The 23,489-nt window shown below is 48.9% G+C and carries 27 protein-coding genes and 1 riboswitch; of the genes, 8 read left to right on the plus strand and 19 right to left on the minus strand.

The window, feature by feature from the left end; translation table 11 throughout:
* Window positions 1–5 precede the first annotated feature (5 nt).
* Window positions 6–1,664, minus strand: coding sequence for a urocanate hydratase (gene hutU / locus I8U23_RS06430; protein ID WP_049720538.1), 1,659 nt, complete (start codon window positions 1,662–1,664; stop codon window positions 6–8).
* A 215-nt stretch (window positions 1,665–1,879) separates the two neighbouring features.
* Between hutU and I8U23_RS06435 the strand changes: the two genes are divergently transcribed.
* Window positions 1,880–2,197, plus strand: a complete 318-nt coding sequence (locus I8U23_RS06435) for a hypothetical protein (RefSeq protein WP_062843295.1) — start codon at window positions 1,880–1,882, stop codon at window positions 2,195–2,197.
* A gap of 38 nt (window positions 2,198–2,235) precedes the next feature.
* On the plus strand, window positions 2,236–2,820 hold the full coding sequence (locus I8U23_RS06440; protein ID WP_049720539.1) for a YdcF family protein: 585 nt from the start codon (window positions 2,236–2,238) through the stop codon (window positions 2,818–2,820).
* An 18-nt stretch (window positions 2,821–2,838) separates the two neighbouring features.
* On the opposite strand, the gene I8U23_RS06445 is transcribed toward I8U23_RS06440, so the two are convergent.
* Complete coding sequence (locus tag I8U23_RS06445) at window positions 2,839–3,243, minus strand: DUF309 domain-containing protein (protein WP_049720540.1); 405 nt, start codon at window positions 3,241–3,243, stop codon at window positions 2,839–2,841.
* Window positions 3,244–3,287: 44 nt separating this feature from the next.
* Here I8U23_RS06445 and I8U23_RS06450 point away from each other — a divergent pair, with 44 nt between their 5' ends.
* Window positions 3,288–3,521 (plus strand): DUF1128 domain-containing protein, encoded by a 234-nt coding sequence (locus tag I8U23_RS06450; protein ID WP_037992954.1) that lies wholly within the window; start codon window positions 3,288–3,290, stop codon window positions 3,519–3,521.
* 27 nt (window positions 3,522–3,548) lie between these two features.
* Here I8U23_RS06450 and I8U23_RS06455 read toward each other — a convergent pair whose 3' ends face one another.
* The 8 genes from I8U23_RS06455 to I8U23_RS06490 form a co-directional block, all read right to left on the minus strand.
* Complete coding sequence (locus I8U23_RS06455; RefSeq protein WP_037992957.1) at window positions 3,549–3,941, minus strand: acyl-CoA thioesterase; 393 nt, start codon at window positions 3,939–3,941, stop codon at window positions 3,549–3,551.
* Between the two features lie 21 nt (window positions 3,942–3,962).
* The gene (locus tag I8U23_RS06460; RefSeq protein ID WP_037992958.1) at window positions 3,963–4,538 is read right to left on the minus strand and encodes a hypothetical protein; all 576 of its coding nucleotides are present in this window, start codon (window positions 4,536–4,538) and stop codon (window positions 3,963–3,965) included.
* A gap of 184 nt (window positions 4,539–4,722) precedes the next feature.
* Window positions 4,723–6,141 (minus strand): dihydrolipoyl dehydrogenase, encoded by a 1,419-nt coding sequence (lpdA, locus tag I8U23_RS06465; RefSeq protein ID WP_037992959.1) that lies wholly within the window; start codon window positions 6,139–6,141, stop codon window positions 4,723–4,725.
* Between the two features lies 1 nt (window position 6,142).
* Window positions 6,143–7,414 (minus strand): dihydrolipoamide acetyltransferase family protein, encoded by a 1,272-nt coding sequence (locus I8U23_RS06470; protein ID WP_062843293.1) that lies wholly within the window; start codon window positions 7,412–7,414, stop codon window positions 6,143–6,145.
* A gap of 102 nt (window positions 7,415–7,516) precedes the next feature.
* Complete coding sequence (locus I8U23_RS06475; protein ID WP_037992963.1) at window positions 7,517–8,497, minus strand: alpha-ketoacid dehydrogenase subunit beta; 981 nt, start codon at window positions 8,495–8,497, stop codon at window positions 7,517–7,519.
* Window positions 8,498–8,500: 3 nt separating this feature from the next.
* Window positions 8,501–9,604, minus strand: a complete 1,104-nt coding sequence (gene pdhA, locus I8U23_RS06480; protein ID WP_037992965.1) for a pyruvate dehydrogenase (acetyl-transferring) E1 component subunit alpha — start codon at window positions 9,602–9,604, stop codon at window positions 8,501–8,503.
* A 553-nt stretch (window positions 9,605–10,157) separates the two neighbouring features.
* Window positions 10,158–11,507 carry a hemolysin family protein gene (locus I8U23_RS06485; protein WP_037992966.1) on the minus strand — a complete coding sequence of 450 codons (1,350 nt, stop codon included), beginning with the start codon at window positions 11,505–11,507 and terminating at the stop codon, window positions 10,158–10,160.
* 91 nt (window positions 11,508–11,598) lie between these two features.
* Window positions 11,599–12,468, minus strand: coding sequence for a Cof-type HAD-IIB family hydrolase (locus tag I8U23_RS06490; RefSeq protein ID WP_037992968.1), 870 nt, complete (start codon window positions 12,466–12,468; stop codon window positions 11,599–11,601).
* A gap of 129 nt (window positions 12,469–12,597) precedes the next feature.
* On the opposite strand from I8U23_RS06490, the gene mnmL reads away from it, so the two are divergent.
* On the plus strand, window positions 12,598–13,593 hold the full coding sequence (mnmL, locus tag I8U23_RS06495; protein WP_049720542.1) for a tRNA modification radical SAM protein MnmL/YtqA: 996 nt from the start codon (window positions 12,598–12,600) through the stop codon (window positions 13,591–13,593).
* Window positions 13,590–14,162 carry a tRNA 5-(aminomethyl)-2-thiouridylate-methyltransferase MnmM gene (gene mnmM, locus I8U23_RS06500; RefSeq protein WP_037992970.1) on the plus strand — a complete coding sequence of 191 codons (573 nt, stop codon included), beginning with the start codon at window positions 13,590–13,592 and terminating at the stop codon, window positions 14,160–14,162. The genes mnmL and mnmM overlap by 4 nt, the downstream gene beginning before the upstream one ends.
* A 93-nt stretch (window positions 14,163–14,255) precedes the next feature.
* Here mnmM and I8U23_RS06505 read toward each other — a convergent pair whose 3' ends face one another.
* The gene (locus tag I8U23_RS06505; protein ID WP_037992972.1) at window positions 14,256–14,630 is read right to left on the minus strand and encodes a S1 RNA-binding domain-containing protein; all 375 of its coding nucleotides are present in this window, start codon (window positions 14,628–14,630) and stop codon (window positions 14,256–14,258) included.
* 352 nt (window positions 14,631–14,982) lie between these two features.
* On the opposite strand from I8U23_RS06505, the gene I8U23_RS06510 reads away from it, so the two are divergent.
* The 3 genes from I8U23_RS06510 to udk all read left to right on the plus strand — a co-directional run bounded on the left by I8U23_RS06510 (window position 14,983) and on the right by udk (window position 17,691).
* On the plus strand, window positions 14,983–15,123 hold the full coding sequence (locus I8U23_RS06510) for a hypothetical protein (RefSeq protein WP_156097692.1): 141 nt from the start codon (window positions 14,983–14,985) through the stop codon (window positions 15,121–15,123).
* Between the two features lie 180 nt (window positions 15,124–15,303).
* Window positions 15,304–16,881 carry a phosphoenolpyruvate carboxykinase (ATP) gene (pckA, locus tag I8U23_RS06515; protein ID WP_037992975.1) on the plus strand — a complete coding sequence of 526 codons (1,578 nt, stop codon included), beginning with the start codon at window positions 15,304–15,306 and terminating at the stop codon, window positions 16,879–16,881.
* 129 nt (window positions 16,882–17,010) lie between these two features.
* Complete coding sequence (gene udk, locus I8U23_RS06520; RefSeq protein ID WP_329605873.1) at window positions 17,011–17,691, plus strand: uridine kinase; 681 nt, start codon at window positions 17,011–17,013, stop codon at window positions 17,689–17,691.
* 28 nt (window positions 17,692–17,719) lie between these two features.
* On the opposite strand, the gene I8U23_RS06525 is transcribed toward udk, so the two are convergent.
* From I8U23_RS06525 to I8U23_RS06560, 8 genes are all read right to left on the minus strand, one after another.
* On the minus strand, window positions 17,720–18,145 hold the full coding sequence (locus I8U23_RS06525) for a hypothetical protein (RefSeq protein ID WP_037992978.1): 426 nt from the start codon (window positions 18,143–18,145) through the stop codon (window positions 17,720–17,722).
* A 304-nt stretch (window positions 18,146–18,449) separates the two neighbouring features.
* A complete protein-coding gene (gene gcvH, locus I8U23_RS06530) occupies window positions 18,450–18,839 on the minus strand; it encodes a glycine cleavage system protein GcvH (RefSeq protein ID WP_049720543.1) in 390 nt (129 codons plus the stop codon).
* 16 nt (window positions 18,840–18,855) lie between these two features.
* Entirely contained in the window at window positions 18,856–19,302 is a 447-nt protein-coding gene (locus I8U23_RS06535) for a TlpA family protein disulfide reductase (RefSeq protein ID WP_231564551.1), read from the minus strand.
* 96 nt (window positions 19,303–19,398) lie between these two features.
* Complete coding sequence (locus tag I8U23_RS06540; RefSeq protein ID WP_037992981.1) at window positions 19,399–19,755, minus strand: arsenate reductase family protein; 357 nt, start codon at window positions 19,753–19,755, stop codon at window positions 19,399–19,401.
* Between the two features lie 53 nt (window positions 19,756–19,808).
* The gene (locus tag I8U23_RS06545) at window positions 19,809–20,366 is read right to left on the minus strand and encodes a cob(I)yrinic acid a,c-diamide adenosyltransferase (RefSeq protein ID WP_049720545.1); all 558 of its coding nucleotides are present in this window, start codon (window positions 20,364–20,366) and stop codon (window positions 19,809–19,811) included.
* Window positions 20,363–21,163 carry a heme ABC transporter ATP-binding protein gene (locus I8U23_RS06550; RefSeq protein WP_198050845.1) on the minus strand — a complete coding sequence of 267 codons (801 nt, stop codon included), beginning with the start codon at window positions 21,161–21,163 and terminating at the stop codon, window positions 20,363–20,365. Before I8U23_RS06550 ends, I8U23_RS06545 begins: the two co-directional genes overlap by 4 nt.
* A gap of 13 nt (window positions 21,164–21,176) precedes the next feature.
* Window positions 21,177–22,202 (minus strand): FecCD family ABC transporter permease, encoded by a 1,026-nt coding sequence (locus I8U23_RS06555; protein ID WP_052186589.1) that lies wholly within the window; start codon window positions 22,200–22,202, stop codon window positions 21,177–21,179.
* Window positions 22,199–23,155, minus strand: a complete 957-nt coding sequence (locus I8U23_RS06560; protein ID WP_037992985.1) for an ABC transporter substrate-binding protein — start codon at window positions 23,153–23,155, stop codon at window positions 22,199–22,201. Before I8U23_RS06560 ends, I8U23_RS06555 begins: the two co-directional genes overlap by 4 nt.
* A gap of 137 nt (window positions 23,156–23,292) precedes the next feature.
* Window positions 23,293–23,484: riboswitch (cobalamin riboswitch) on the minus strand.
* Between the last annotated feature and the right edge of the window lie 5 nt (window positions 23,485–23,489).

Consider the following 23,489-nt stretch of genomic DNA (forward strand, 5'->3'; position numbering starts at 1 on the left):
TTCCCTCACTCCATCATCGGAATCTGAATCCCGTGCTTTTTCGCCGTTTCGACCGCCTTTTCATATCCGGCGTCCACATGGCGCACGATCCCCGTGCCCGGATCGGAGGTCAACACCCTTTCCAGGCGCCTCGCCGCCTCTTTGCTGCCGTCTGCCACCACCACCATGCCCGCGTGGATCGAATAACCCATCCCGACACCGCCACCATGATGGATGGACACCCAGCTTGCCCCGTTGACCGCATTGATCAATGCATTCAACAGCGGCCAATCTGCAATCGCATCACTGCCATCTTTCATTGCTTCGGTTTCACGATTGGGAGAGGCCACCGAACCGCAGTCCAAATGATCCCGTCCGATGACAACCGGCGCCTTCAGTTCGCCCGATGCCACCATTTCATTGATGATTCGTCCGAATCGCACTCTTTCGCCGTAACCCAGCCAACAAATACGGGCCGGCAAGCCTTGAAATTGCACCTTCTTGCGGGCCAAATCGATCCAGCGCACCAAAGAGGGCTGGTCTTTAAATTCCCGTTTGATCACTTCATCCGTTTTATAAATGTCTTCCGGATCGCCGGACAAGGCCACCCAGCGAAACGGACCTTTTCCTTCACAAAACAGCGGCCGGATAAAAGCCGGGATGAATCCGGGGATGGAAAACGCTTCTTTCACTCCTTCATCAAAAGCGGCCTGCCGGATGTTGTTTCCGTAATCAAAGGCAACCGCCCCCCGTTCTTTCATCGCCAACATCGCCTTGACGTGTCCGGCGATACTTGCCTTGGCTTTTCGGATATATTGCTTCGGATCGGTCTTGCGAAGCCGCTCGCATTCTTCCAAAGTCATCCCGGCAGGGTAATAACCGTTCAACGGATCATGAGCCGAGGTTTGGTCGGTCACCAAATCCGGAATAAACCCCCGTTTCACCATTTCAGGGAGACATTCGGCGGCATTTCCCACGAGTCCGATGGACAAGGGTTTGCCTTTTTGTTTGGCCGCTTCCGCCATGCGGATCGCTTCATCCAGACTGTCCGTTTCCCTGTCCAGATAACCCGTTTGGATTCTTCGCCGGATGCGGGAAGGATCGCATTCGACCGCAATGATCACCCCTTCGTTCATGGTGACGGCAAGCGGTTGCGCGCCTCCCATTCCGCCCAACCCGGCAGTGACCGTGACCGTGCCTTTCAAACTGCCTCCGAAGTGTTTCCTTGCGGCTTCGGCAAACGTTTCATACGTCCCTTGCAAAATCCCCTGGGTCCCGATGTAAATCCAGCTTCCTGCCGTCATTTGCCCGTACATGATCAAGCCTTTTTGTTCCAGGTCACGAAAGGTCTCCCAATCAGCCCAAGCCGGAACCAGATTGGAATTGGCCAGCAAGACCCGCGGCGCATCCGGATGCGACTTGAAAACCGCCACCGGCTTTCCGGATTGAATCAGTAACGTTTCGTCATTTTCCAACGCTTTCAGCGAGCGCAGGATCGCATTAAAACATTCCCAATTCCGGGCGGCTTTTCCCATTCCCCCGTACACCACCAGCTCTTCGGGACGCTCCGCCACCTCCGGATCCAAATTATTCATCAACATCCGGTAAGCGGCTTCTTGAACCCACCCCTTGGTTCTTAAATCCGTTCCCCGCGGAGCGCGGATCTCTTGCCTCTTTCCATTCACCACAGATGGCTCCTTTCGGAATTTTCCTTGTAAACGCAATATTATTTATATTTCACTTTCACCTTATCATGCTGGAAAACCAAGAGGCAAGCCATTCCGTTATTGAGTTAGCTCAGCACAGGAAACGGACGAAAATGCCCTCTTCCCCTTTTCTTTCATGTCCCCCGGATTTTTGCTATATTGATGAAGAATGCATTTCAAGGAGTGAGCATCCATTGAGTATGGAGATTTCCGATTTGGCGGCCGGGAAACTGCACTGGCTGCTTTACCAGGAGCAGCAGTCGGAAAACCATCCGTTGGGGGTGAAGATTGTTTCTCTCACTTCCGGGTGCAACAGCCCGGTTTATGCCCTCGAAATCACGGAAACGGATCCGGCCTGTGAACAAGAAAACATCAAAGGCATCCCGTTCATGTGGCAAGCCGGCGAAAAGGAATGGATCCAAGGCTTAAAGATCGATTATGATCCGGTCCGCAGAAAATTTTCTTTGACCCATCAACATCCGCCACGCATGCCCGACTGCCCGATTGCATGAAATAATAACAGAGACACAAAAAAACGGAGAGGGGAATCATGCTGACAAGCAAATGGTTTTGGTTCGGATGGCTGTCCGCCCTTTTTTTCTGCGGGGTTTTTGTCTTCGTTCACCTGTGGCAATGGGTTTCCCGTTTTGATCATAAAGATCCGCCGGAGGAACATGCACAAGTCGGAATCGTGTTGGGAGCGGCATTATGGAATCAACAGCCGAGCCCGGCCCTGAGGGAGCGTTTGGAGCTTGCTTTGCAATTGTACAGGCAAGGGAGAGTGGATTATCTCATTTTATCCGGGGGACTGGGCAACAACGGGATCACAGAAGCGGAAGGAATGAAAAACTACCTGGTGGAACGCGGGGTTTCCCCCGCCCATCTTCTTCTGGAAGACCGTTCTTCCAACACCAGGGAAAACCTGCTGTATTCTGCGCAAATCATCAAACGGACGGGGTTTGAGAAGATCACCGTCATCACCCATGACTATCACATGTTGCGGGCTTTGAATTATGCCCGGCAAGCCGGCCTGGAAGTGACAGCTTCGCCCGTTCATTCCAAGGTATTATTCCTTCCGTACCATAAAGCACGCGAATGTCTGGCCTTGATCAAGCAACAAGTGTTTAAACACTGAACGGACACAACGGAAGCCTTAATGGTCCTGATTTTCCATCTTGACCACTTCCTTTCTTAACACCGGGTCCGTCAGTTCGATCACGATCCGCTCCGGGACGGCATCCAAACGGGCATTTCCGTTTAAAAAGGCGATTACCTTTTTCACATCCCGTTTTAACCGGTCCAAGTTGATCCCCATCCACTCTTTCTCCGGATAAAGCGACAGCTTTTCCAAAGCACTGGTGAGCAATTTTAAAGCTCCGTTCCGGTTGTCGTTTTGCAAATGGTACAATCCGACAGCCACTTGGAGCAATCCTTGGTAAAACGGTTCCCTGCCCTCTTCGAGCCACAGCTCTTCCAACATATCGTGGCATACATAGTAGTCACAGACCGTGTTAAAATAATGAAAAAAGGCAATATATAAAGGGGAATAAGGCTCCACGGATTTTCACTCCTTTAAAAAACGGCAGAGAGGATGGAGCAAATTTGAATTCTGGCACGCCCAGCAAGGAAAATCTGGAACAAATTGTCGAAGAAATCAAAAGCAACCTGAGATTGGTCAATGCATCCATCATCAGACCGGAAGATTTCTGCTTGGATCAATATGATGAATTGTTGGAAATCCATCAACTGATCCGGAAAAAAGAAGGCCGGCTGACGATGATGGAAATCGAAGGGATACTGGAGGAGTTAAGGGAACTCCGGACAAACGCAAAATGAAGGCAGGGTTTTCCCCTGCCTTGTTTTTTATGTAAAAATTTTGGCCAATGGTTCGGGCAATGCAACCGATTTTCTTTTTTTCAGGTCGATCGTGACACTGGTCACTTCCGCATCCGCCACTTTCTCCCCTTGTTCATTATAAATTTCATGTTTGAGCACAAAACTGGTTCTTCCTTTCCGGACAGGCTCTGTGGATATCACCAGCTTTTGCCCCAACAACGCTTCCTTCCGATAGTTAATGTTTATGTTGACAGTCACTGTTCCCACTCCCATCTCCGTAAACACATCAAACGGGAGTCCCATTTTGTTGTACCAATCTTCACGGCTCCATTCCATATACTCTAAATATTTCGCATTATTCACATGCCCCATGACGTCGATTTCCGTCGGCCGCACTTCAATTTGAATGGAGGTTTTCATCTCTTTCTCCCCTTTTTGAGATCAAAATAGCGATTTTTTCTTTGTCTGAAAGGCATTTTTCTTGATATCGTCGATCATCTCCAAAATCTCCAGCCAATATTGGTGATCCTCGACCAACCCAAATTTCCGCGTAAGGTATTCATGATTCCAAACAAATGCACGTAACGTAAATGCGTTGATCACCACGGCCTGTCCCTGACAGGATTCATAAAAACTTTTGTACAGAATGGGTTTCATTTTCAAAAAAGCCGCCTCCATCAACTCATCCTGTGCGACTCCGTGTTGCCGGACATAAATGCCCGGCCGGATCTTTTTCCACTCTTGCAAGATCCGCTTGTTTAAAAAACTTTTCTGGTATTGGACAAACGCTTTTTGTTCCTCTTTCGTCACTTCCCCTTTGCTTCCCGCAATCTGATCCATGATGTGGAAAATGGTGTTTAATTGAGGGGGTGACAAGTTTTCCGGCTTTTGGTGCCTGACATAAATATTTTTGTGTTTGAGAGAAGGAATCAACTCACCCATTTTTACGGCAACAGTTCCGCGCCAACCATTGCAAACCTTCAGAAACAACTGAGCCCATCGATGATACCAATTCATCTGCTTCACCCTTAACCATGCATGAATTGCCAGACCAAAAAAGATTATTTTCAGAAATATTCCCTTCCCATTATAATACGAAAAGTCCCCAAGCAGTTTAAATCTCGATTATTTTTAAATTTCCGTCAAATCTCGCCAAAAAAGTGCCCCGTGAATCTTTCACGGGGCACCGGGTCCGAAAAGCTTACCGGTTCACCATATGGATGGCGTGGCCCAAGACGCCTTCGGCCGCTTCCATGATTGTTTCGGTCAAGGTCGGATGCGCATGAATCGTCAAAGAAAGATCTTCTGCGTTGGCACCCATTTCCACGGCAAAAACGGCTTCTCCGATTAATGTGGAGGCTTCCGGACCAACAATTTGAACGCCCAAAACCTGTTTGGTTTCGGAGTCGGCGACGATTTTGACGAAACCGTCAGCCTGATTCATCGACAAAGCGCGTCCGTTTGCCTGGAAGGCAAAGCGGCTGACCACCGGATCATAGCCTTGTTCTTTGGCTTCTTCTTCCGTCAGGCCGGTGTAAGCAATTTCCGGATCGGAGAAGACAACAAACGGCATGGCTTGATAGTCAATGACGCTGTTCATTCCAGCAATGGCTTCCGCAGCCACTTTTCCTTCGTAGCTGGCTTTGTGGGCCAACAGTGCACCTCCGGCGCAATCTCCGATGGCATAGATGTGATCCACATTGGTGCGGCATTGATTGTCGATTTTAATAAAGCCGCGTTCATCCAGTTCCACTTGAGCGTATTCCAATCCCAATTCGTCGGTGTTCGGTTTCCGACCGACCGCAACCAGGCAATAGTCTGCGGTAAATGTTTTTTCTTCCCCGCCGACCGTGGCTTTGATTTCCACTTCTTCGCCTTTGTTTTCGCCACCTTGAACCATGGCTTCCGTCATAACGTTGACGCCCAGTTGTTTCAAGCGGCGCATCACCATTTTTGTCAATGCCGGATCGCTTCCGGGGAGAATGGATTTGGCTCCTTCCAAAATGGTGACTTCTGCACCCAGTTTCGCATAAGCGGTACCCAATTCCAGACCAATGTAACCGCCGCCCACAACCACCAAGCGTCCGGGAACTTCTTGCAATTGCAGCGCTTCGGTGGAGGAAAGGATCCGTTTTCCATCAAACCGGAGAATCGGAAGTTCAGCCGGACGGGATCCCGTTGCAATAATCACATCGTTAAATTTATAAGTCTGGCTGGAATCGTCCGTCACAACCCGGACCGAATCGGTGCCGTTAAAGTATGCTTCTCCGCTGATGATCTCCACTTTGTTTCCTTGCAACAGCGATTTCACACCGCCGGTCAACTTTTTCACAACGCCGTCTTTCCATTTCATGAGTTCCGGCATGTTCACATTGACATCCCCTGAAACTTCGATCCCCATCTGATCCGCTTCTTTGATGGACAAGAAACGTTCAGAAGCGGTGATCAAAGCTTTAGACGGAATACAACCACGGTTCAAGCACACGCCGCCCAAAGCATCTTTATCGACAATGGTCACTTTGCGTCCCAGTTGTGCGGCACGAATGGCTGCCACATATCCACCCGGACCGGCTCCGATCACCAGAACATCGACTTCTTGTGCAAGATCTCCCACTACCATATCAGCTCATCTCCATCATTAAGAGTTTTGGATTTTCCATCAACTGTTTGAACCGACGCATAAATTGTGCAGCCAAATCGCCATCCACCAGACGATGGTCAAAGCTCAAAGATGCAAACATTTGCGGGCGGATGACAATCTCTCCGTCACGAACCACCGGTTTTTCCTGGATGGTTCCGACGCCCAGGATGGCCACCTCCGGATAGTTGATGATCGGGGTGAAGAATTGAGCCCCGTATCCGCCGAGGTTGGAAATGGTAAAGGTGCTGCCTTTCAATTCGCTGGGATCCAGTTTCATTTCACGTGCTTTGGTTGCTTTTTCGGTGATTTCCTGAGCGAGTTCGAAAAGCGATTTGCGATCGGCATCTTCAATGACCGGCACCATCAAACCATGGTCGGTCGCGGTGGCCAGACCGATGTTATAGTATTTTTTGATGACAATCTCTTCTCTTTCTTCATCGATGGACGCATTCAGTTCCGGGAACTCACGCAATGCAGCGATGGCCGCTTTGATCATGAACGGCAGGTAGGTCAATTTGATTCCGCGTTCTTGCGCCACTTCTTTTCCCCACTTGCGGATGGCCATCAATTCCGTTGCATCGATTTCGTCCATCAAGGTGACATGAGGAGCGGTATGTTTGCTTTCCACCATGCGTTTGGCGATGGTGCGACGGATGCCGCGCAGCGGAATGCGTTCTTCGTCCCCTCTGGTTTCCACCGGTGTTTTTGGCTCCACGGTTTTCCCTTGAACCGGTTGCGTTTCCGGTTGGGCTGCCGCTTCAGCTTGCCCGCCTTCTGCAAACCGTCTGACGTCTTCGGCCAAAATCCGGCCATGTTTTCCGGTTCCGGTTACCTGGGTGATGTCGACTCCCAACTCACGCGCCAATTTGCGGACAGACGGCATCGCCGATACATTCCGTTTGTTGCCGGCTTGCTCCGGAGCCGCTTTTTTCTCTTCCTTGGCTTCCTGAGCCGGTGCTGCCGTCTCTTCAGCCGCGTCTTCTTCTGCCACCTCTGCTTCTTCGAAATCTCCTTCTGCATCGATGATGGCAATCACCGAGTCGACGAGCACCACATCCCCTTCTTTGACTTTGATCTCTTTGATCGTCCCCGATACCGGAGAGGGGATTTCCACAACGGCTTTATCAGTTTGCACTTCGGCAAAAATGTCAAATTCCTGGATGGTGTCTCCTTCTTTGGCGTGCAGTGTCACGATTTCGCCTTCATGAATTCCTTCGCCCACATCCGGCAGTTTAAATTGATATGCTGCCACGAAAATAGCCTCCTTTTCTGTTTTCATGTTTAAGAAAGGACGCGGTGATGTCGAAACCACCGCATCCATCGGTATGTGTCTTTCCGGCACACTTTTTTACAATCAGAAGTCGAGTACTTCGGTAATTCCTTCCACCACGCGTTTGACATCCGGAATCCACTGGTCTTCGATCATCGGGAATGCGATGACGGTATCCGGAGGAGCAATCCGTTTGACCGGTGCTTCCAGTTTCAAGATGGCATGTTCATTGATTTGAGCAATCACTTCTGCCGCAATTCCGGAAGATCTTTGAGCTTCCTGTACCACCACGGCACGTCCCGTTTTTTCCACCGATTGGATGATGGTTTCGGTATCCAGCGGGCTGAGCGTGCGAAGATCGATCACTTCCACTTTGGTTCCGCGTTCTTTTTCCAGTTGCTCTGCCGCTTTCAAGGATGTATGAACCATGGCACCGTACGTGATCACCGTGACATCGGAACCTTCCCGAACCACGTTGGCTTTACCGATCGGAACGGTGTATTCCCCTTCCGGAACGTCTGCTTTTTGCGAGAAGTAAAGTTTCAAGTGTTCCAGGAAGAATACCGGGTCATTGTCCCGAATGGCCGAAATCATCAATCCTTTGGCATCATACGGATTGGAAGGCATAACCACTTTCAACCCTGGTGTTTGGGTGAGCAATCCTTCCAACGGATCCCCGTGAAGTTCCGGCGGTTTTACTCCTCCGCCAAGCGGTGCGCGGAACACGATCGGGGCATGAAAACGGCCGCCGGTCCGGTAACGCAAGCGGGGAGCTTGTACACAAATCGAATCCATGGCTTCAAAGATAAAACCGATAAATTGGATTTCAGCAACCGGACGGAATCCTTGGCTGGCAAGACCGACTGCCAAACCGCCGATTCCGGATTCGGCAAGCGGTGTATCAAAGACGCGATCTTCCCCGAATTCTTTTTGCAATCCGTCACTGACACGGAACACACCGCCGTTTTTCCCCACGTCTTCCCCAAACAAGAGTACGTTCGGGTCCCGTTTTAACTCGACACGAAGTGCATCATTAATTGCTTTTACCATTGTCATTTGTGGCATGGCTTATTTCCCCTCCTTTGTATATTCCGCTTTTTGTCTTTCAAGGTTCGGAGGCGTGACTTCAAACATGGAGTCAATCAAACCAGAAATGGTCATTTTCTCATATTTATCCGCTTTTTTAATTTCTTCGGAAACGGTTTGTTTTGCTTCCTCAATCACTTGGTTTTCGTCTTCTTCCGTCCACAGTCCTTTAGATTGCAAGTATTTGCGGAAACGAACCAACGGCTCGATTTTTTCATATTGTCCCGGTTCATCTTCCGGACGGTAACGGGACGGATCGTCACCGGACATGGAGTGCGCTCCGAGACGGTAGTTGATGGCCTCGATCAAGGTCGGTCCTTCACCGTTGCGGGCACGGTCGGCGGCATCTTTCACCACACGGTACACGGCCAGGACGTCCATTCCGTCCACTTGCACGCTGCGAATACCGGCAGCGACCCCTTTTTGTGCGACGGATTTTGCCGCTGTTTGTTTGCGGAACGGTGTGGAGATTGCATAACCGTTATTTTGCACGACAAAAATGGCGGGCAATTGATAAGCGCCGGCAAAGTTCATTGCTTCATAGAAATCCCCTTGGGAACTTCCTCCGTCACCGGTGAAGGTGATGGCAACGCGTTTTTCCCCGCGGCGTTTAAACGCCATGGCCACACCGGATGTTTGCACATATTGCGCCCCGATAATGATTTGGGGAACCAGGACGTGCACATCTTCCGGAATTTCCCCGCCGTGCTGATGGCCGCGGGACCACAGGAACCCTTGGTACATCGGATAGCCATGCCAGTAAATTTGCGGGATATCCCGGTAACCCGGCAAAATAAAATCATCTTTATTCAAAGCGTATTCGCTTCCAATCATCGTGGCTTCCTGCCCGGAAACCGGCGCGTAGAACCCCAGGCGTCCTTGGCGGGCGAGGCTGACCGCACGCTGATCCCATGTACGGGTAAAGACCATTCTTCTCATTAATTCTCTCAACTGTTCATCGCTTAACTCCGGCATGTGTTCTTCATTGATCACTTCCCCTTCCGGAGAAAGGATGGCAAACGGCTCTAACGGTTTCAGGCTGACTTCCGCTTTGCCAAAGACGGCAGCTTGTTTTGTTTTTGCCATGATTCATTCACCTCTTTGAATTAGTCTCAAAAAACCAATCAGTGAAAGCGTTTCACTGTTACACCCATTTTTTTATTCTGTTTTATAACAACAAAAATAATCAAGGGAAAGCAATTGATTTTATTAACTTTTTTGCTTTGAAACAAATGGCCTTTCCTCAATAATACAACTCACAGCAAATTTGTCAATCGCTCAAGAGCATCATTTTGTACTTTCCTTATCTTACCCATCCACAAACACGCTCCATGCATGTTCCCGGATGCATTTCATGTTCATCAAAAAACAATTGATGATATTAAATATTCAAGAAATAAATCCCTTTATAATTAAATTAAAAAATGGTACATTCTATAGAAAGGTTTTTGATTCTCTGAATAATAATCCATTAAATTTTTAAACGAAGAGGTGACGTTTCATGTGCGCTTTTTTGGAAGCGGACCCGCCCATCAGCCAAACCTCTTGACTCAGAACAGAAATCACAGCAATTCATCTCAGACCGTCAGATATACATACAAAAACAACACCAAAAGGCCTGGAAATTTGTCCAGGCCTTTTAGTGTTCCGAAAATTGCGGCATGACATTTTCCCATTTGACCGGTTCCGAAAAACGAATCTCCCCGGTCCGCTCTGCTTCCGGTATCCATGCATGCCTTTTATGAAGTGACACTTCTATTTTACTAATCCGCAAATGATCCACTTGCTTCACCCGAAACAACAAATGGGAAAAGGCGACTTGGTCTCCGACTTCAGGCGCTTTCTCCAACCGGGAGAAAAGCCATCCGCCGATGGTGTCATTGTGATCGTCCTGAATATGACAATGAAAAACCTGATTCACCTCGTCGATCAACCATCCCGGATCGATCTCCATCTTGATTGAACCGGACAGCGGTTGCCTTTCTTCAGGCAACGGACGGGGAATCTCTTTCAGCATCATATTCATGATGTCTTCCATCGTGACCAGTCCGGAGGTTCCACCAAATTCGTCGATGACCACCGCCAGTCTGATGTTTTCCTGCCGAAAAAGGCGAAGCATGGCTTTGAGCTCCATCGTCTCGGGCACAAACATCGCCGGACGAACCAAATCCCTGACGGAAAAGTCATCGCCTTCCCTCATCTTTTCAAACACGTCTTTGATGTGGATCACGCCGAGAATCTCATCTTTGTCTTTCCCGCAATAAGGAAACCACATGTGGCTTGACTGCCGGATCGTCTGAAACATCTCCTGTTTCGATTGCCCTTTATACAGGCAGACCATTTCCACCCGGGGAACCATCACTTCCCTCACGACACGGTCAACCAATGCAAAGACATTATCCACCAGAGCAAAAGCGGTTTGATCAATCACCCCGTGTTGATAGCTTTGCTCCAGCGATTGCCGGATCTCTTTTTCCGATGGAACCCTTTGCTCGCCTGCATCCATTCCCAGTTTCCGCGAGAGGAAAACGGTCAATTGCCGCAAAATTTGGACAACCGGACGAAATACATGGTAACAGCCAAGCACCCAAGGCGTCAAAAAGCACATTAAATTTTCCGGTTTGGAAAGAGCAAAAAGCTTCGGAAAGATCTCGCCAAAAACCGCATGCAACAATGTCAACAACAAAAAAACCAAGAAAAAAGCAATGATCTGAACGGCTCCGTCTGACAGGCCGAAACGGTTCAGCCCGGATTCCATCCATTGAAACAAAAAAGATCCGCCCATCCATCCCAAACCGAGAGAGGATACCGTCATCCCGAGTTGCGCGGCAGAAACATATTGGTGGATATCCAACCTTTTCAACGACATTTCCAGCCTCTTCTTTGCCGGCGTATGACGCACCATAAGCTCTGCTGCAACAAAAACGGAATTAAACAGCACCAATAAAAGAACGACTCCAAGCACCCACCAACTGTCAGGATCTTCCAATTGTCAATGCCCCCTAAAGCGTTCTCGTTCTTATTATAGCAAAAAAACTCTTTATGAGACCGTATTCCGGCCCACAAAGAGTTTTCCCCCTCTATACCACCGCTTCAATGCCGGCCCAGGTTTGAATCGCGTAGGCCACCCCGTGTTCATCATTGGTGCGTGTGACATAACGGCAGGCTTTTTTCACTTCTTCCTCCGCATTTCCCATCGCCACACTGACGCCGGCCCGTTTCATCATGGAAAGATCATTGAATTGATCGCCCAGGACCATGACTCGTTCCATCGGAATCCCATGCAGCCGGGCGAAAAACTCCACTGCGATCCCTTTTTGCGCTTCGGGATGATTGATTTCGATATTTTGCCCGTTCGAGCTGGTCACACAAACCCCGGCAACCGATTTTGCTTTTTCGCGCGCTTCGGCCAGTTTTTCTTCCATCAACGAAAAAGCCAGGACTTTAAAGACGGGGGATTTCGCTTCCTCCATCACATCTTCATAATACCGATCGCAAATTTCCGTCGTGCGAAATTGCTTTTTGGCCAAATCCCGAATCCAGTCCTGAACCTTCGAACGATCGATTTGAAGCCGGTCCAGCTCTCCTTTTAGATTTTGAAATCCGTCGCGATTGCAGTAAATCCCGCCGGAGGTGTACAGCTCATGATAAATCCCCGCTGCCCGGAAGGCTTCATGCAGCTTCCGGACTTGATTTACATCCAGAGAAATCTCCCGGAGAATCATCCCTTTTTCCGACCGGATGCAAGCGCCGTTCAAATGGATCAAAGGCAATCGGAGGCCGGCTTCCTCGAGAACCGTGACGGCGCCTTGGTACGAACGCCCGGTTGCAATGACCACCAAAATCCCTTTTTCCCGGGCCAAACGCAACGCCTTTTGATTTTCCGGACTGATCTTCCCTTCGTGATTCAATAATGTTCCATCCATATCTGTTGCAATCATTTGAACCATGTTCCCCACTCCTTCCCGATGCTGACAAATCATTTCTTACCCCAACCAACCATCCCTTAACCATCCTGAACCAAATCATGTATAATGGTCAATGGAATTTGACAGCAGACAAAACACAAGGATGATACCATGAAAAACAATAAATGCAAAACCCCTTCCCGTTGGGGAGAAAAACGATATCACACATGGAATCACCATTTGCGCCGGGTTTTTGGGCAAAAAGTGTTTAAGGTGGCGTTGGACGGCGGATTTACTTGTCCCAACCGGGACGGAACCGTGGCCGTCGGCGGATGCACGTTTTGCAGTGCACGCGGCTCCGGGGATTTTGCCGGAAACCGGCGTGATAATTTATTAAAACAATTTCACGAAGTCAAAACGCGGATGCATCAAAAATGGCCGGAAGCCAAATACCTTGGCTATTTTCAAGCTTTCACCAACACCTATGCCCCCGTGGAAACATTGAAAAATATGTATGAAATCATTTTGGAACAACCGGGCGTTGTCGGCTTAAACATCGCAACACGGCCGGACTGCCTGCCGGATGATGTGGTGGAGTATCTGAAAGAACTCAACGAACGGTCTTATTTGTGGGTGGAGTTGGGATTGCAAACCATCCATGATGAAACGGCCAAAAGGATCAACCGCGGACATGACTTCGCCTGTTTTCTGGAGGCCGTGGATAAACTGAGGAAACACGGAATCCGTGTCTGTGCCCATATCATTCACGGCCTGCCGGGCGAAACCGAAGAAATGATGCTGGAAACCGTCAAAGCTTGCGCTGACATGGATATCCAAGGGATCAAAATCCATTTGCTGCATGTATTAAAAAACACGCCGATGGCGAAGCAATATGAAGCCGGGCTCATCCGGTTTTTGGAAAAAGATCAATATATAAGTTTGATCGCCGATTCCCTGGAACTTCTCCCACCCGACATCGTCATTCACCGGTTGACGGGCGACGGGCCCCCGGACTTATTGATCGGCCCGATGTGGAGCACCAACAAATGGAGCGTGCTCAATGCCATTGACGCCGAATTGAAAAAGCGCAACGCATGGCAGGGAAAAAAAGCCAAACCGCGCAAGCCGCTGACGCCTTCCACATCCATGTCAGGAGGAAAAGCATGATTCTTCCATCCATCTTGCAAAGTGCCCACCAATGGGCGTCCGAAGCATTAACTCCCGGCGGGACGGCCATCGATGCCACAACGGGAAACGGCCATGACACCTTGTTTTTGGCCAGGCAAGTCGGACCGGACGGACAAGTCTTCGGCTTTGACATTCAAGAACAAGCCATCCAAAAGACCCACCGGCGTCTCTTGGCGGAAAATGCACATCGTCAAGTCACATTGTTCCAAAAAAGCCATGATCAAATGCACGAAGTGTTGCCGGAAAAACTCTTGGGAAAGGTCCAAGTCGTGATGTTTAATCTGGGCTATCTCCCGCACGGGGACAAAACGATCATCACCCGTCCCGACACCACCGTCCGAGCCATGCAACAGGCCCTCCAATTTTTAACATCCGGCGGACTGCTGATTGCAGCTCTGTACACCGGCCATCCAGGCGGACAAGAAGAAGCCGGTCACGTCATTGAGTGGGCTTCCGGCTTGTCCCCCCGTTCTTTTCAAGTCATGTGGCAACAGATGATCAACCGGGACCGGTCCCCTTCATTGCTGATGATCGAAAAACGGTCATAAAAAGACGGATCCCCGCTCCGGCGATCCGTCTTTTTATAATAAAAACATCTTCCCGGCTTCCTGGAAGATGTTTGATTGCTGATTTATGAAACATTATCGGTTTTTTCTTTGCTTGGCTGCAAGGGCACTCAGTCGTTCTTCGCTGCTTTTCATCCATTTCTTCATCATGTCTTCGAAGTCCGTCGAACTTCTTCGACCGGACCGTCCTCCTCTTCGATCACGCGGACGATCCGCCTGGAGCGCTTTTATTGACAAGGAGATTTTTCCTGAAGGATCAATAGAAAGCACTTTCGCTTTAACTTTTGCACCTACTTGCAACTCATCTTCAACTTTTTCCACATATTTTGTCGAGATTTGAGAAATGTGAACCAAACCCGTTTCTCCGGATTCCAGTTTGACAAATGCGCCGAACGGTTTGGTGGTAACCACTTCCCCTTCTACGACGGCCCCTTCCTTTAACACGCTCATTATAACACTCCCGAAGTGTAATTAATTCTGTACAAAAGTACCATTTATTTTCGTAAAAGTCAATGGGTAAAAATGTCTTCGCACCCGATGATGCGCTTGTTTTATTTATCTCCTTGTCTCCACAGATCCAAACCTTTGCCTTTAAAATATACACAAAACCATGGCAAAAAATGCACTTGATTTCCCACCTGTTTCTTAGTTTAATATTTTTCTTATAAGGGAATTTGAAAGGATATGTGATTGTATAATCCCTTTCTGATTCTGTTGGACAGACCTGAGGCGGGGATGAAGCGGCAACATCCTCCATGAAAAACCCGTGCCGCGCAAACTTTATTGTTGGGAGGCTACTTTTGTGCATCATTCGGTGAATGACGTGAAAATCATTGAGGAAAAGGCAAAGAAAGATCAGGCGGAAGAAAGAAAAGCGATCCGGGTGGTTCGGGAAGCAACCAAAACCCATTTGAAAAACGAAAACAATCATCATTCAAAATAAACCATTCCCAGCCGAATCCTTCTCAAAAAAGGAGAACCCCTGTACCGGGTTCTTCTTTTTTTGTTCCTTACCAAAAAAATAAATGATCCTATTCACCTTATCCGGATAATTATGTTATACTAATCGGTGATTTAATATATCACAATCGATTCGGAATCTCATTAAAAGGTGGATGTAAATATGAGCATGGTTATCCCGACGAAAAATGAACCTTCTCTTCACCTCGGGGGAAAATTGCACATCAACCTCCCTGTCAGCCAATTGGTGGAACACGCCATCTTGAGAAAAGAAGCCGTTTTGACAGAATCCGGCGCCATTTGCGCAACCACAGGGGCTTTTACCGGACGTTCACCCAAAGACAAATTCATCGTTCAGGAACCTTCCGTCGATGGACACATCGACTGGGGAAGCGTCAATCAACCCATGGAACCGGAGAAGTTTGAACGTTTATTAAAACGGTTACAAACCTATCTGGCAGAAAAAGAACTCTACATTTTTGACGGTTTTGCCGGCGCAGACCCCGCTTACCGCCTTGCGATCCGGGTCATCAATGAGTATGCCTGGCAAAACCTGTTCGTACATCAGCTTTTTATTCGCCCTTCAAAAGAAGAACTGGAAACGCACGAGCCGGAATTCACCGTGGTTTGTGCCCCGGACTTCAAAGCCGATCCGAAATCGGACGGAACCCGGTCCGAAACGGTGATTGCCGTCAGCTTTGAGCACAAAATGGTGATCATTGCCGGAACCCGTTATGCAGGGGAAATGAAAAAATCCATATTCAGTGTCATGAATTACTTGCTGCCGGAACATGGTGTGCTGCCGATGCATTGCTCTGCAAACATCGGGAAGGAAGGAGACGTGGCCCTCTTTTTCGGACTGTCGGGAACCGGAAAAACAACGTTGTCCGCAGACCCTGAACGCTCGTTGATCGGAGATGACGAGCACGGCTGGTCCGACCAAGGGGTGTTTAACATGGAAGGCGGTTGCTACGCCAAATGCATCGGCCTTACCGAAGAAAAAGAGCCGCAAATCTACCGTGCCATCCGCTTTGGCTCCGTTCTGGAAAATGTCGTGGTGGATCAAGACGGGGTTCCCGATTACGAGGACGCTTCGTTAACCGAAAACACACGCGCCGCTTATCCCATTCATCATATTTCTGGATCAGTCATTCCGGGGATCGCCGGACACCCGAAAGTCATTCTCTTTTTAACGGCGGATGCTTTTGGAGTATTGCCCCCGATTTCCAAGTTGACGCCGGAGCAAGCCATGTATCATTTCTTGTCCGGCTATACGAGCAAGCTGGCCGGAACCGAGCGGGGAGTCACGGAGCCGGAAGCCACTTTTTCCACATGTTTCGGCGCTCCGTTCCTGCCCCGCCCAGCATCGGTTTACGCGGAAATGTTGGGCGAAAAAATTGACAAACACCAAGTCGATGTTTACTTGGTCAACACCGGCTGGACCGGCGGGCCTTATGGAACCGGCAAACGCATGGATTTGAAATATACGCGCGCCATGGTCCGTGCCGCCATTTCCGGGGAACTGAAAAAAGCGGATTATGAAACGGATCCCATTTTTGGTTTGTCCATGCCCAAAACCTGCCCGAACGTCCCGGATGAAATATTGAATCCGCGCAACACTTGGGACGATCCAAAAGCTTATGACGAAAAAGCACGGGAATTGTCCCGTCGGTTCCACACCCATTTCGCGAAATTTAAAAATATCAAGGATAAAATTCGTAACGCCGGCCCCCGGCTCTGAACTTTTCTTTTAAAAACAGCTCTTATTTTTCAAGAGCTGTTTTTTTATTAACAAAAACGCTTATTTTATATTTTTTGACATCCTGTTATCTGTTGAAATCAATGTAATCTATTGGTATGATCAGCAAAGGTGAAGCTTGGACGAAAGAAAGGAAGCTCAGTCATGTCAACAAAACCTGTCATTATCGGTGTTGCAGGAGGAACCGGTTCAGGCAAAACGACCATTGCCAAAAAACTGGTGGAACAGTTTTCGGAATCCGTGGTTTATCTGGAACAAGATTCTTATTATAAAGATCAATCCCATTTGCCTTTTGAAGAACGCATCAAAACCAATTACGACCATCCTTTGGCCTTTGACAACGATTTGTTGTATCAACATCTCCTTCAGCTGAAAACCTACCAACCGGTTCAAAAACCCGTTTATGATTATGCACGGCACACCCGGGCAAAAGAATCCGTACATCTCGAGCCCAAAGATGTCATCATCTTGGAAGGCATTTTGATTTTGGAAGATGAACGTTTGCGCAATCTGATGGATATCAAAATTTTTGTTGACACGGATGCGGATGTCCGGATTTTAAGAAGAATTGACCGCGACATCAAAGAAAGAGGAAGAGATCTGGATTCGGTGATCAACCAGTATCTGACCGTTGTGCGTCCGATGCACATGCAATTCATCGAACCGAGCAAACGTTATGCCGACATCATCATTCCTGAAGGAGGGCACAATCAGGTGGCCATCAATCTTTTGCTCAATCAAATCCGGACTTATTTGCAAAAAGCTCCTTCCTTTTCCAATAAAAAAGCCTAGATCGCATTCACGACCTAGGCTGGATTTCTTATTTGCTTTCTTCTTTCTGCTCTTCGAGCTCTTTCAGCTGATCGCTTAACACGTGGAGACGATGCTTCAATTCTTCGCCCCACTCTTTATCATTTAATACTTTTGATACTCTCAACAAGTCAAGTGAATGATCAATTTGTTCGCGCAAGATGGGTTCAAAGTCTTCAGACTCTTGAAAACTTACGCCATATTCTTTCCATTCAGCGATCATTTCGGGGGTAATGGTATCTCGGAGGGTGACTTCTCTTACGCGATCTTCCCGAGCGTACTCCACCACTAGCTCGAACTCTTCTCTCACCGATGGATGAACTTGAACGTCATGGCAAACCGGACAGTACATCAGTGGCACCTTATGAACCATGACGGACTCTGAACGATACGATCCGATAAATCCGATGGTTGATGCGCCACAACAATAACTCATCTGCGATCCCCCCTGTCCCACTCATGATCGGCGACATATCCTGGTGCGATTCGGTTTTATAAAGGATAAGGCGTCTTTTATATATTTTATCACAAATCACTATTATCCAAACATATTTATACAAAGAAAAAACATGACAATTTTTTCTGTTCACCGAAAATCTTCACTTTTAAAAATCTCCTGATCCGGGGAAGGGGCCGCCCGGGCCGCCGGAAAGCACAAAAATATCCTCCTGTAAAAAATCTCTTTTTCACCGAGATTTTCCTTCAGGAGGACAAATCAGGCCGTGACGGCACATTAAGAATCAGTCTTCTTCACTGACCATCGCTTCATATTGGCTTGCATCCAACAATTTCTCCAGTTCGGAGGGATCGGACATTTCCAACACGATCATCCAACCGTCTCCATAAGGGGATTCATTCACATTTTCCGGCGAATCTTCCAGTCCGCTGTTAACCTCAAGAACTTTTCCGCTGACCGGAGCATAAAGTTCCGAAACCGTTTTCACGGATTCGACACTGCCAAACGATTCTTCGGCAGCCAGTTCCTGTCCTGCCTCAGGCAATTCCACAAAAACAATGTCTCCTAACTGGTCTTGGGCAAAGTCCGTAATCCCGATGCGAACTTTGTTGTCTTCCAAAGTTTCCACCCATTCATGTTCTTTGGAATACCGCAGTTCTTTTGGCACGTTCATTGTTCGATTCCCTCCGTTATTGAATTTCTCCCGACATCCGTTCCAGCGGGCGCTTTAACATGGACAATGCCTTGGCGCCGGCGAAACGGTGTCTTAATTGACCTTTGGCATCGAATAAGTAAAATGCCGGTACATACTCATTCTCAAAGGCATCCACAACAGCATGCTTGTTATCGATCCCTTGAGGATGTTTCAATTCATATTTTACGATAGTTTCTTTCACCGCGTCTACATCTGTATCTTTTTCCGAACGCGGGACATGAATACCTATAAATTCCACATGCGGATGTTCTTCCCGCAGTTTGTTCAATTCTTTAAACCCCATCTTGCACAACTCGCAACTGACGGACCAGAAATGAACCAGCACGGGTTGTCCCGTGAGCTCGTCGTTTGAAACCTCTTGATTCACCCATTCCGTGACGCCGCCGATGTCCGGCAATGCCGTCCGCAACCGCAGAACCATGTGCCATTCCTCCCGTTCCGTATGAATAAAGGCCCGACACATTGTCAGGCCTTCCGGCTTGCTTGCCCGTAAACTTTTTTAAGACCGAATGAAGCATTACAGCCATTTTTCTTTGAACTCTTCTTCTTTAAAACCAACCGTGACCTGGTTCCCGTCGGTAATGACCGGGCGCTTGATCAGCATCCCGTCCGATGCCAAAAGATCCAACTGCTCTTCTTCACTCATCTCTTTCAGCTTTTTGGACAATCCAAGTTCACGGTATTTCTTGCCGCTGGTATTGAAAAACTTTTTGACGGGCAGTCCGCTTTTGGAAACAAACTGTGCCAATTCATCCCGGGAAGGAGGGTTTTCGACGATGTTTTGCTCGGTGAAACGCACGCCGTGTTCCTCCAAAAATTTCTTGGCCTTACGGCACGTCCCGCATTTCGGATACCAGTACATTTTCAGTGCCAATTTCAGCCCTCCTTATGTGGACATCATTATTTCTTATTCTATCCTGAATAAAATTATTTGAACACTTGGCCGCCTCTTTTATATTCCACATCCGCCACATTTTCCCTCACATTGGCCACCCTTGCCGCGACAAAGAAAAAGTCGGACAAACGGTTTAAGTAGCGGCGGACTTCCTCATTGGTCTCTTGTTCACGGCACAATGTCACCACCATGCGTTCAGCACGGCGCGCCAGCACGCGGCAAATGTGCAAAGCGGCGGCTCCCCGGGTTCCACCCGGCAAAATAAACCGTTTTAACGCCGGGCACTCTTCCTCATAATGATCAATCCAGTTTTCAAGGCGACGGACCATCTCCGCATTCACCTTATATTGCCGCTTTTCCCCCGCCTGTGCCAGGTCGGCTCCGGCATCAAACAATTCATGTTGAATTTCGGTCAAATGCCGGATCAGATCGGAAAACTTTTCGTCATCCAACCGGGTGATGGCATCACCGACAAACGCATTCAGCTCATCGACGGTTCCATAGGCTTCCACGCGGATGTCATCTTTATCCACACGTCCGCCGATCACATTGGTTTTTCCTTCATCTCCCTTACGGGTGTAAATTTTCATGATATCACCTCCTGATCAACACCCCTGGCGGATGTTAAAAGAATTTGCGGAACATGGAGGGTCGGATGATCAATGACAACCGGCTTGACACCATATACTTCTTCAACGAGGCCGGGCTCGATCACCTCCCACGCCGTTCCGGTTCTTACCAGCTTTCCGTCTTTCAGCACCAGCAGTGCATCGCAATATTGGGCGGCCAGGTTTAAATCATGCAGGACCACAATCACTGTCAATCCGTACGTCTTTTGCCAGTTTTTCAGCCGGTCCAGCACCGCAAGTTGATAATGAATGTCCAAATAAGTGGTTGGTTCATCCAATATCAGCAACCGGGGCTCCTGCGACATCACCCGGGCGATGGATACCCGTTGCCGTTCCCCTCCGCTCAATTCAGAAACCGGACGGTGTCTGACCGGGTAAACCTGCGTTTCCCGCATGATCCGGTCCACCACCCGCCGGTCTTCCCCGGTCTGTCCGAAAAAGCGGCGGCGGTAGGGATAACGTCCCATCAAAACAACTTCTTCAGCCGTGAATGAAAGATCCGAAACCTGTTCCTGCGTCAATACCGCCCATTTTTTGGCTCTTTCTTTGAGCGGATACGATTCAAGCGGTTTATCATCCAACCAAACCTTGCCGGCATCGGGAGCATCCTCCCCGGTGAGAAGGCGCAGCAATGTGCTCTTTCCGCTTCCGTTCGGACCGATGATGCCCAACATTTCTCCTGGTTTGACTTGAAAAGAAATCTCTTTCAACACCCAGCGTTGCCCCATCTTTTTCGCCAGTCCGGCCGCTTTTAACATCGTTTGTCTCCTTTCATCCCTGACTTCTCTGATGTCTGCGCAAAATGCCCGCGAAAAAAGGAGCCCCCACAAAGGCTGTCACCACACCAATCGGGAGTTCCCGGGGTGCCAGCACAATCCGGGACAACCCGTCGGCCCAAATGAGAAAGGAAGCCCCGAACAGCGCCGACAAGGGAAGCAAATACCGATGATCCGCCCCCGTCAACATGCGCATGATGTGGGGGACCACCAATCCGACAAAGCCAATCATTCCCGAAACGGAAACAGCCGCACTGGTCATCAGGGAAACAATGATCAATAAAAATATCCGCATTTTTTCCACATGAATACCCAGATGGTGAGCCGATCTTTCTCCCAACACCATCAAATTCAGCTCCCGTGAAAACCGCCAGCAAACGAGAAAGCCGATGAGAAAAAATGGCAACAGCAAACCGATGTGTTGCCACCCGCGAAAAGCAAAACTGCCCATCAGCCAAAACTGAATCCGCTGCATTTCCTCCGGGGAAGTCGAAATGGCCAAAGTCAACACCGCACTGAAAAACGCTTGGACCACCACGCCGGCCAGAATTAATGAACTCGCCTGCGATGCTCTCCGTCCTCTCCCAAGCTGAAGCACCAACAAAAGTGCCAGACAAGCGCCCAGAAAAGCAAAAAGAGGAAGCATCCAACCGGACCGGTCCCCCCAGCCGGTGATGATAACCAAAGCCGCTCCGACAGCCGCACCGGAGGACACCCCCAGGATATACGGGTCCGCCAAATGATTTTTGAGCAATCCCTGATAAATCACTCCGGCCGTCGCCAGACAAGCTCCGACCAAACCCACCAACAACACCCGGGGAAGCCGCAACTCCCAAATAATAGCGGCATCGGCTTCATCCATGTTCAACCCGTCCGCCAAACCGGTATGTTGCAAAATAACTTTCCACACCGTCCAAAATCCGACATCCGTGCTTCCAAGAAAAACCCCCAGGGAAACGGAGAGAATCAGGGCAACCAACAACCCTCCTCCCCACAACCACTTCCTTCTTCCGATCGTCATCGGGCACTCTCACCAAACCTGTCAGGATACAATGTTTCAGCCAATTGTTTGACCCCTTCGTAAACGCGCGGCCCGGGACGGCTCAACAAATCCGGATCCAGTGCGTAGACCCGGCCTTCCTGAATGGCACGGATGGATTGCCAGCCTGCCCTTTTCTTAATTTCTTCGATATTGCCATGCAACGAAACAATCACATCCGGATTCCATTTCACCACTTGTTCCGGAGAAACTTTGGGCCATCCTTTCAGCCCTTGCGCCACATTTTTTCCGCCGGCCAATTGGAACAATTCATTCATAAAGGTGTCTCCCCCGACCGTATACAAGTTGTCGTCCAATTCAATCCACACTTTCACCCGTTTTTCTTCCGGAACTTGAGCCACCTTGGCATAAACCGTCCGCAATTGTTTTTCCATTTTGGCAACCAATTGATCCGCCTCTTTTAGATGATTGGTTGCCTGCGACAAGATGACAATGGCCTCATAAATCTCTTTGGTGCTTTGGGGATCGGCCACCAACACGGGAATCCCCATTTTTTTCAATTGATCCAGAACTTCTTTTTCATTTCCGGAACTTGCCACAACCAGATCCGGCTTTAAAGCCACCACTTGTTCCGCATTGATTTGGAATGCACTGACTTTGGGCAAATTTTTGACTTCCTCCGGATAATCATCCTGATCGGTTACTCCGACCACTTGCTTTCCTGCTCCCAGTGCGAATAAAAGCTCCGTGTTGCTCGGCATCAGGGATACGATACGCTGTGGCTCTTTTTCAATCTGAACCAGATTGCCCGTCTGATCTTTTACGGTCAGCGGATAATGGACGCTTCTGTCTTGCATCGGCCCGTATTGCACGGCTGAATCATCCAGGTTTTGCGGGGAACAACCGGCAATTCCGCCGATCAAGACCAGAAGTGCGATCCCCAGGAAAAGAACTTTCCACTTGAATCGTTTCATGTTTGAACTCCTCTCTGTGGCCAATAAAAAAACCCGTGCTGACGGGGCACAGGAGTTACATGCATGCAAAACACCAGCCCGGCATGAGACACACAACGGGCCAAGTGCATACGTCTCTCCTCACCCCCGAAGGAGAACGTAAGTAAACAGAAAAGGCAGGTCTCCTGGCTTATGGGTCATCGTCAGGCTCGCCTTCCCATTTTCTTGCGAAAACAGTGGCATTAAGAGCCGTCCTCCCCAAATACAGTGGCGGGGCCGCGCCGGATTCCAACCGGTCTTCCCTATTACCTTTCTCCCAACGGAGAAAGACCTTTTCTTCTATTCACTTCGTTCG

The sequence above is a fragment of the Thermoactinomyces sp. CICC 10735 genome, from assembly GCF_016055175.1.
Taxonomy (GTDB): domain Bacteria; phylum Bacillota; class Bacilli; order Thermoactinomycetales; family Thermoactinomycetaceae; genus Thermoactinomyces; species Thermoactinomyces vulgaris.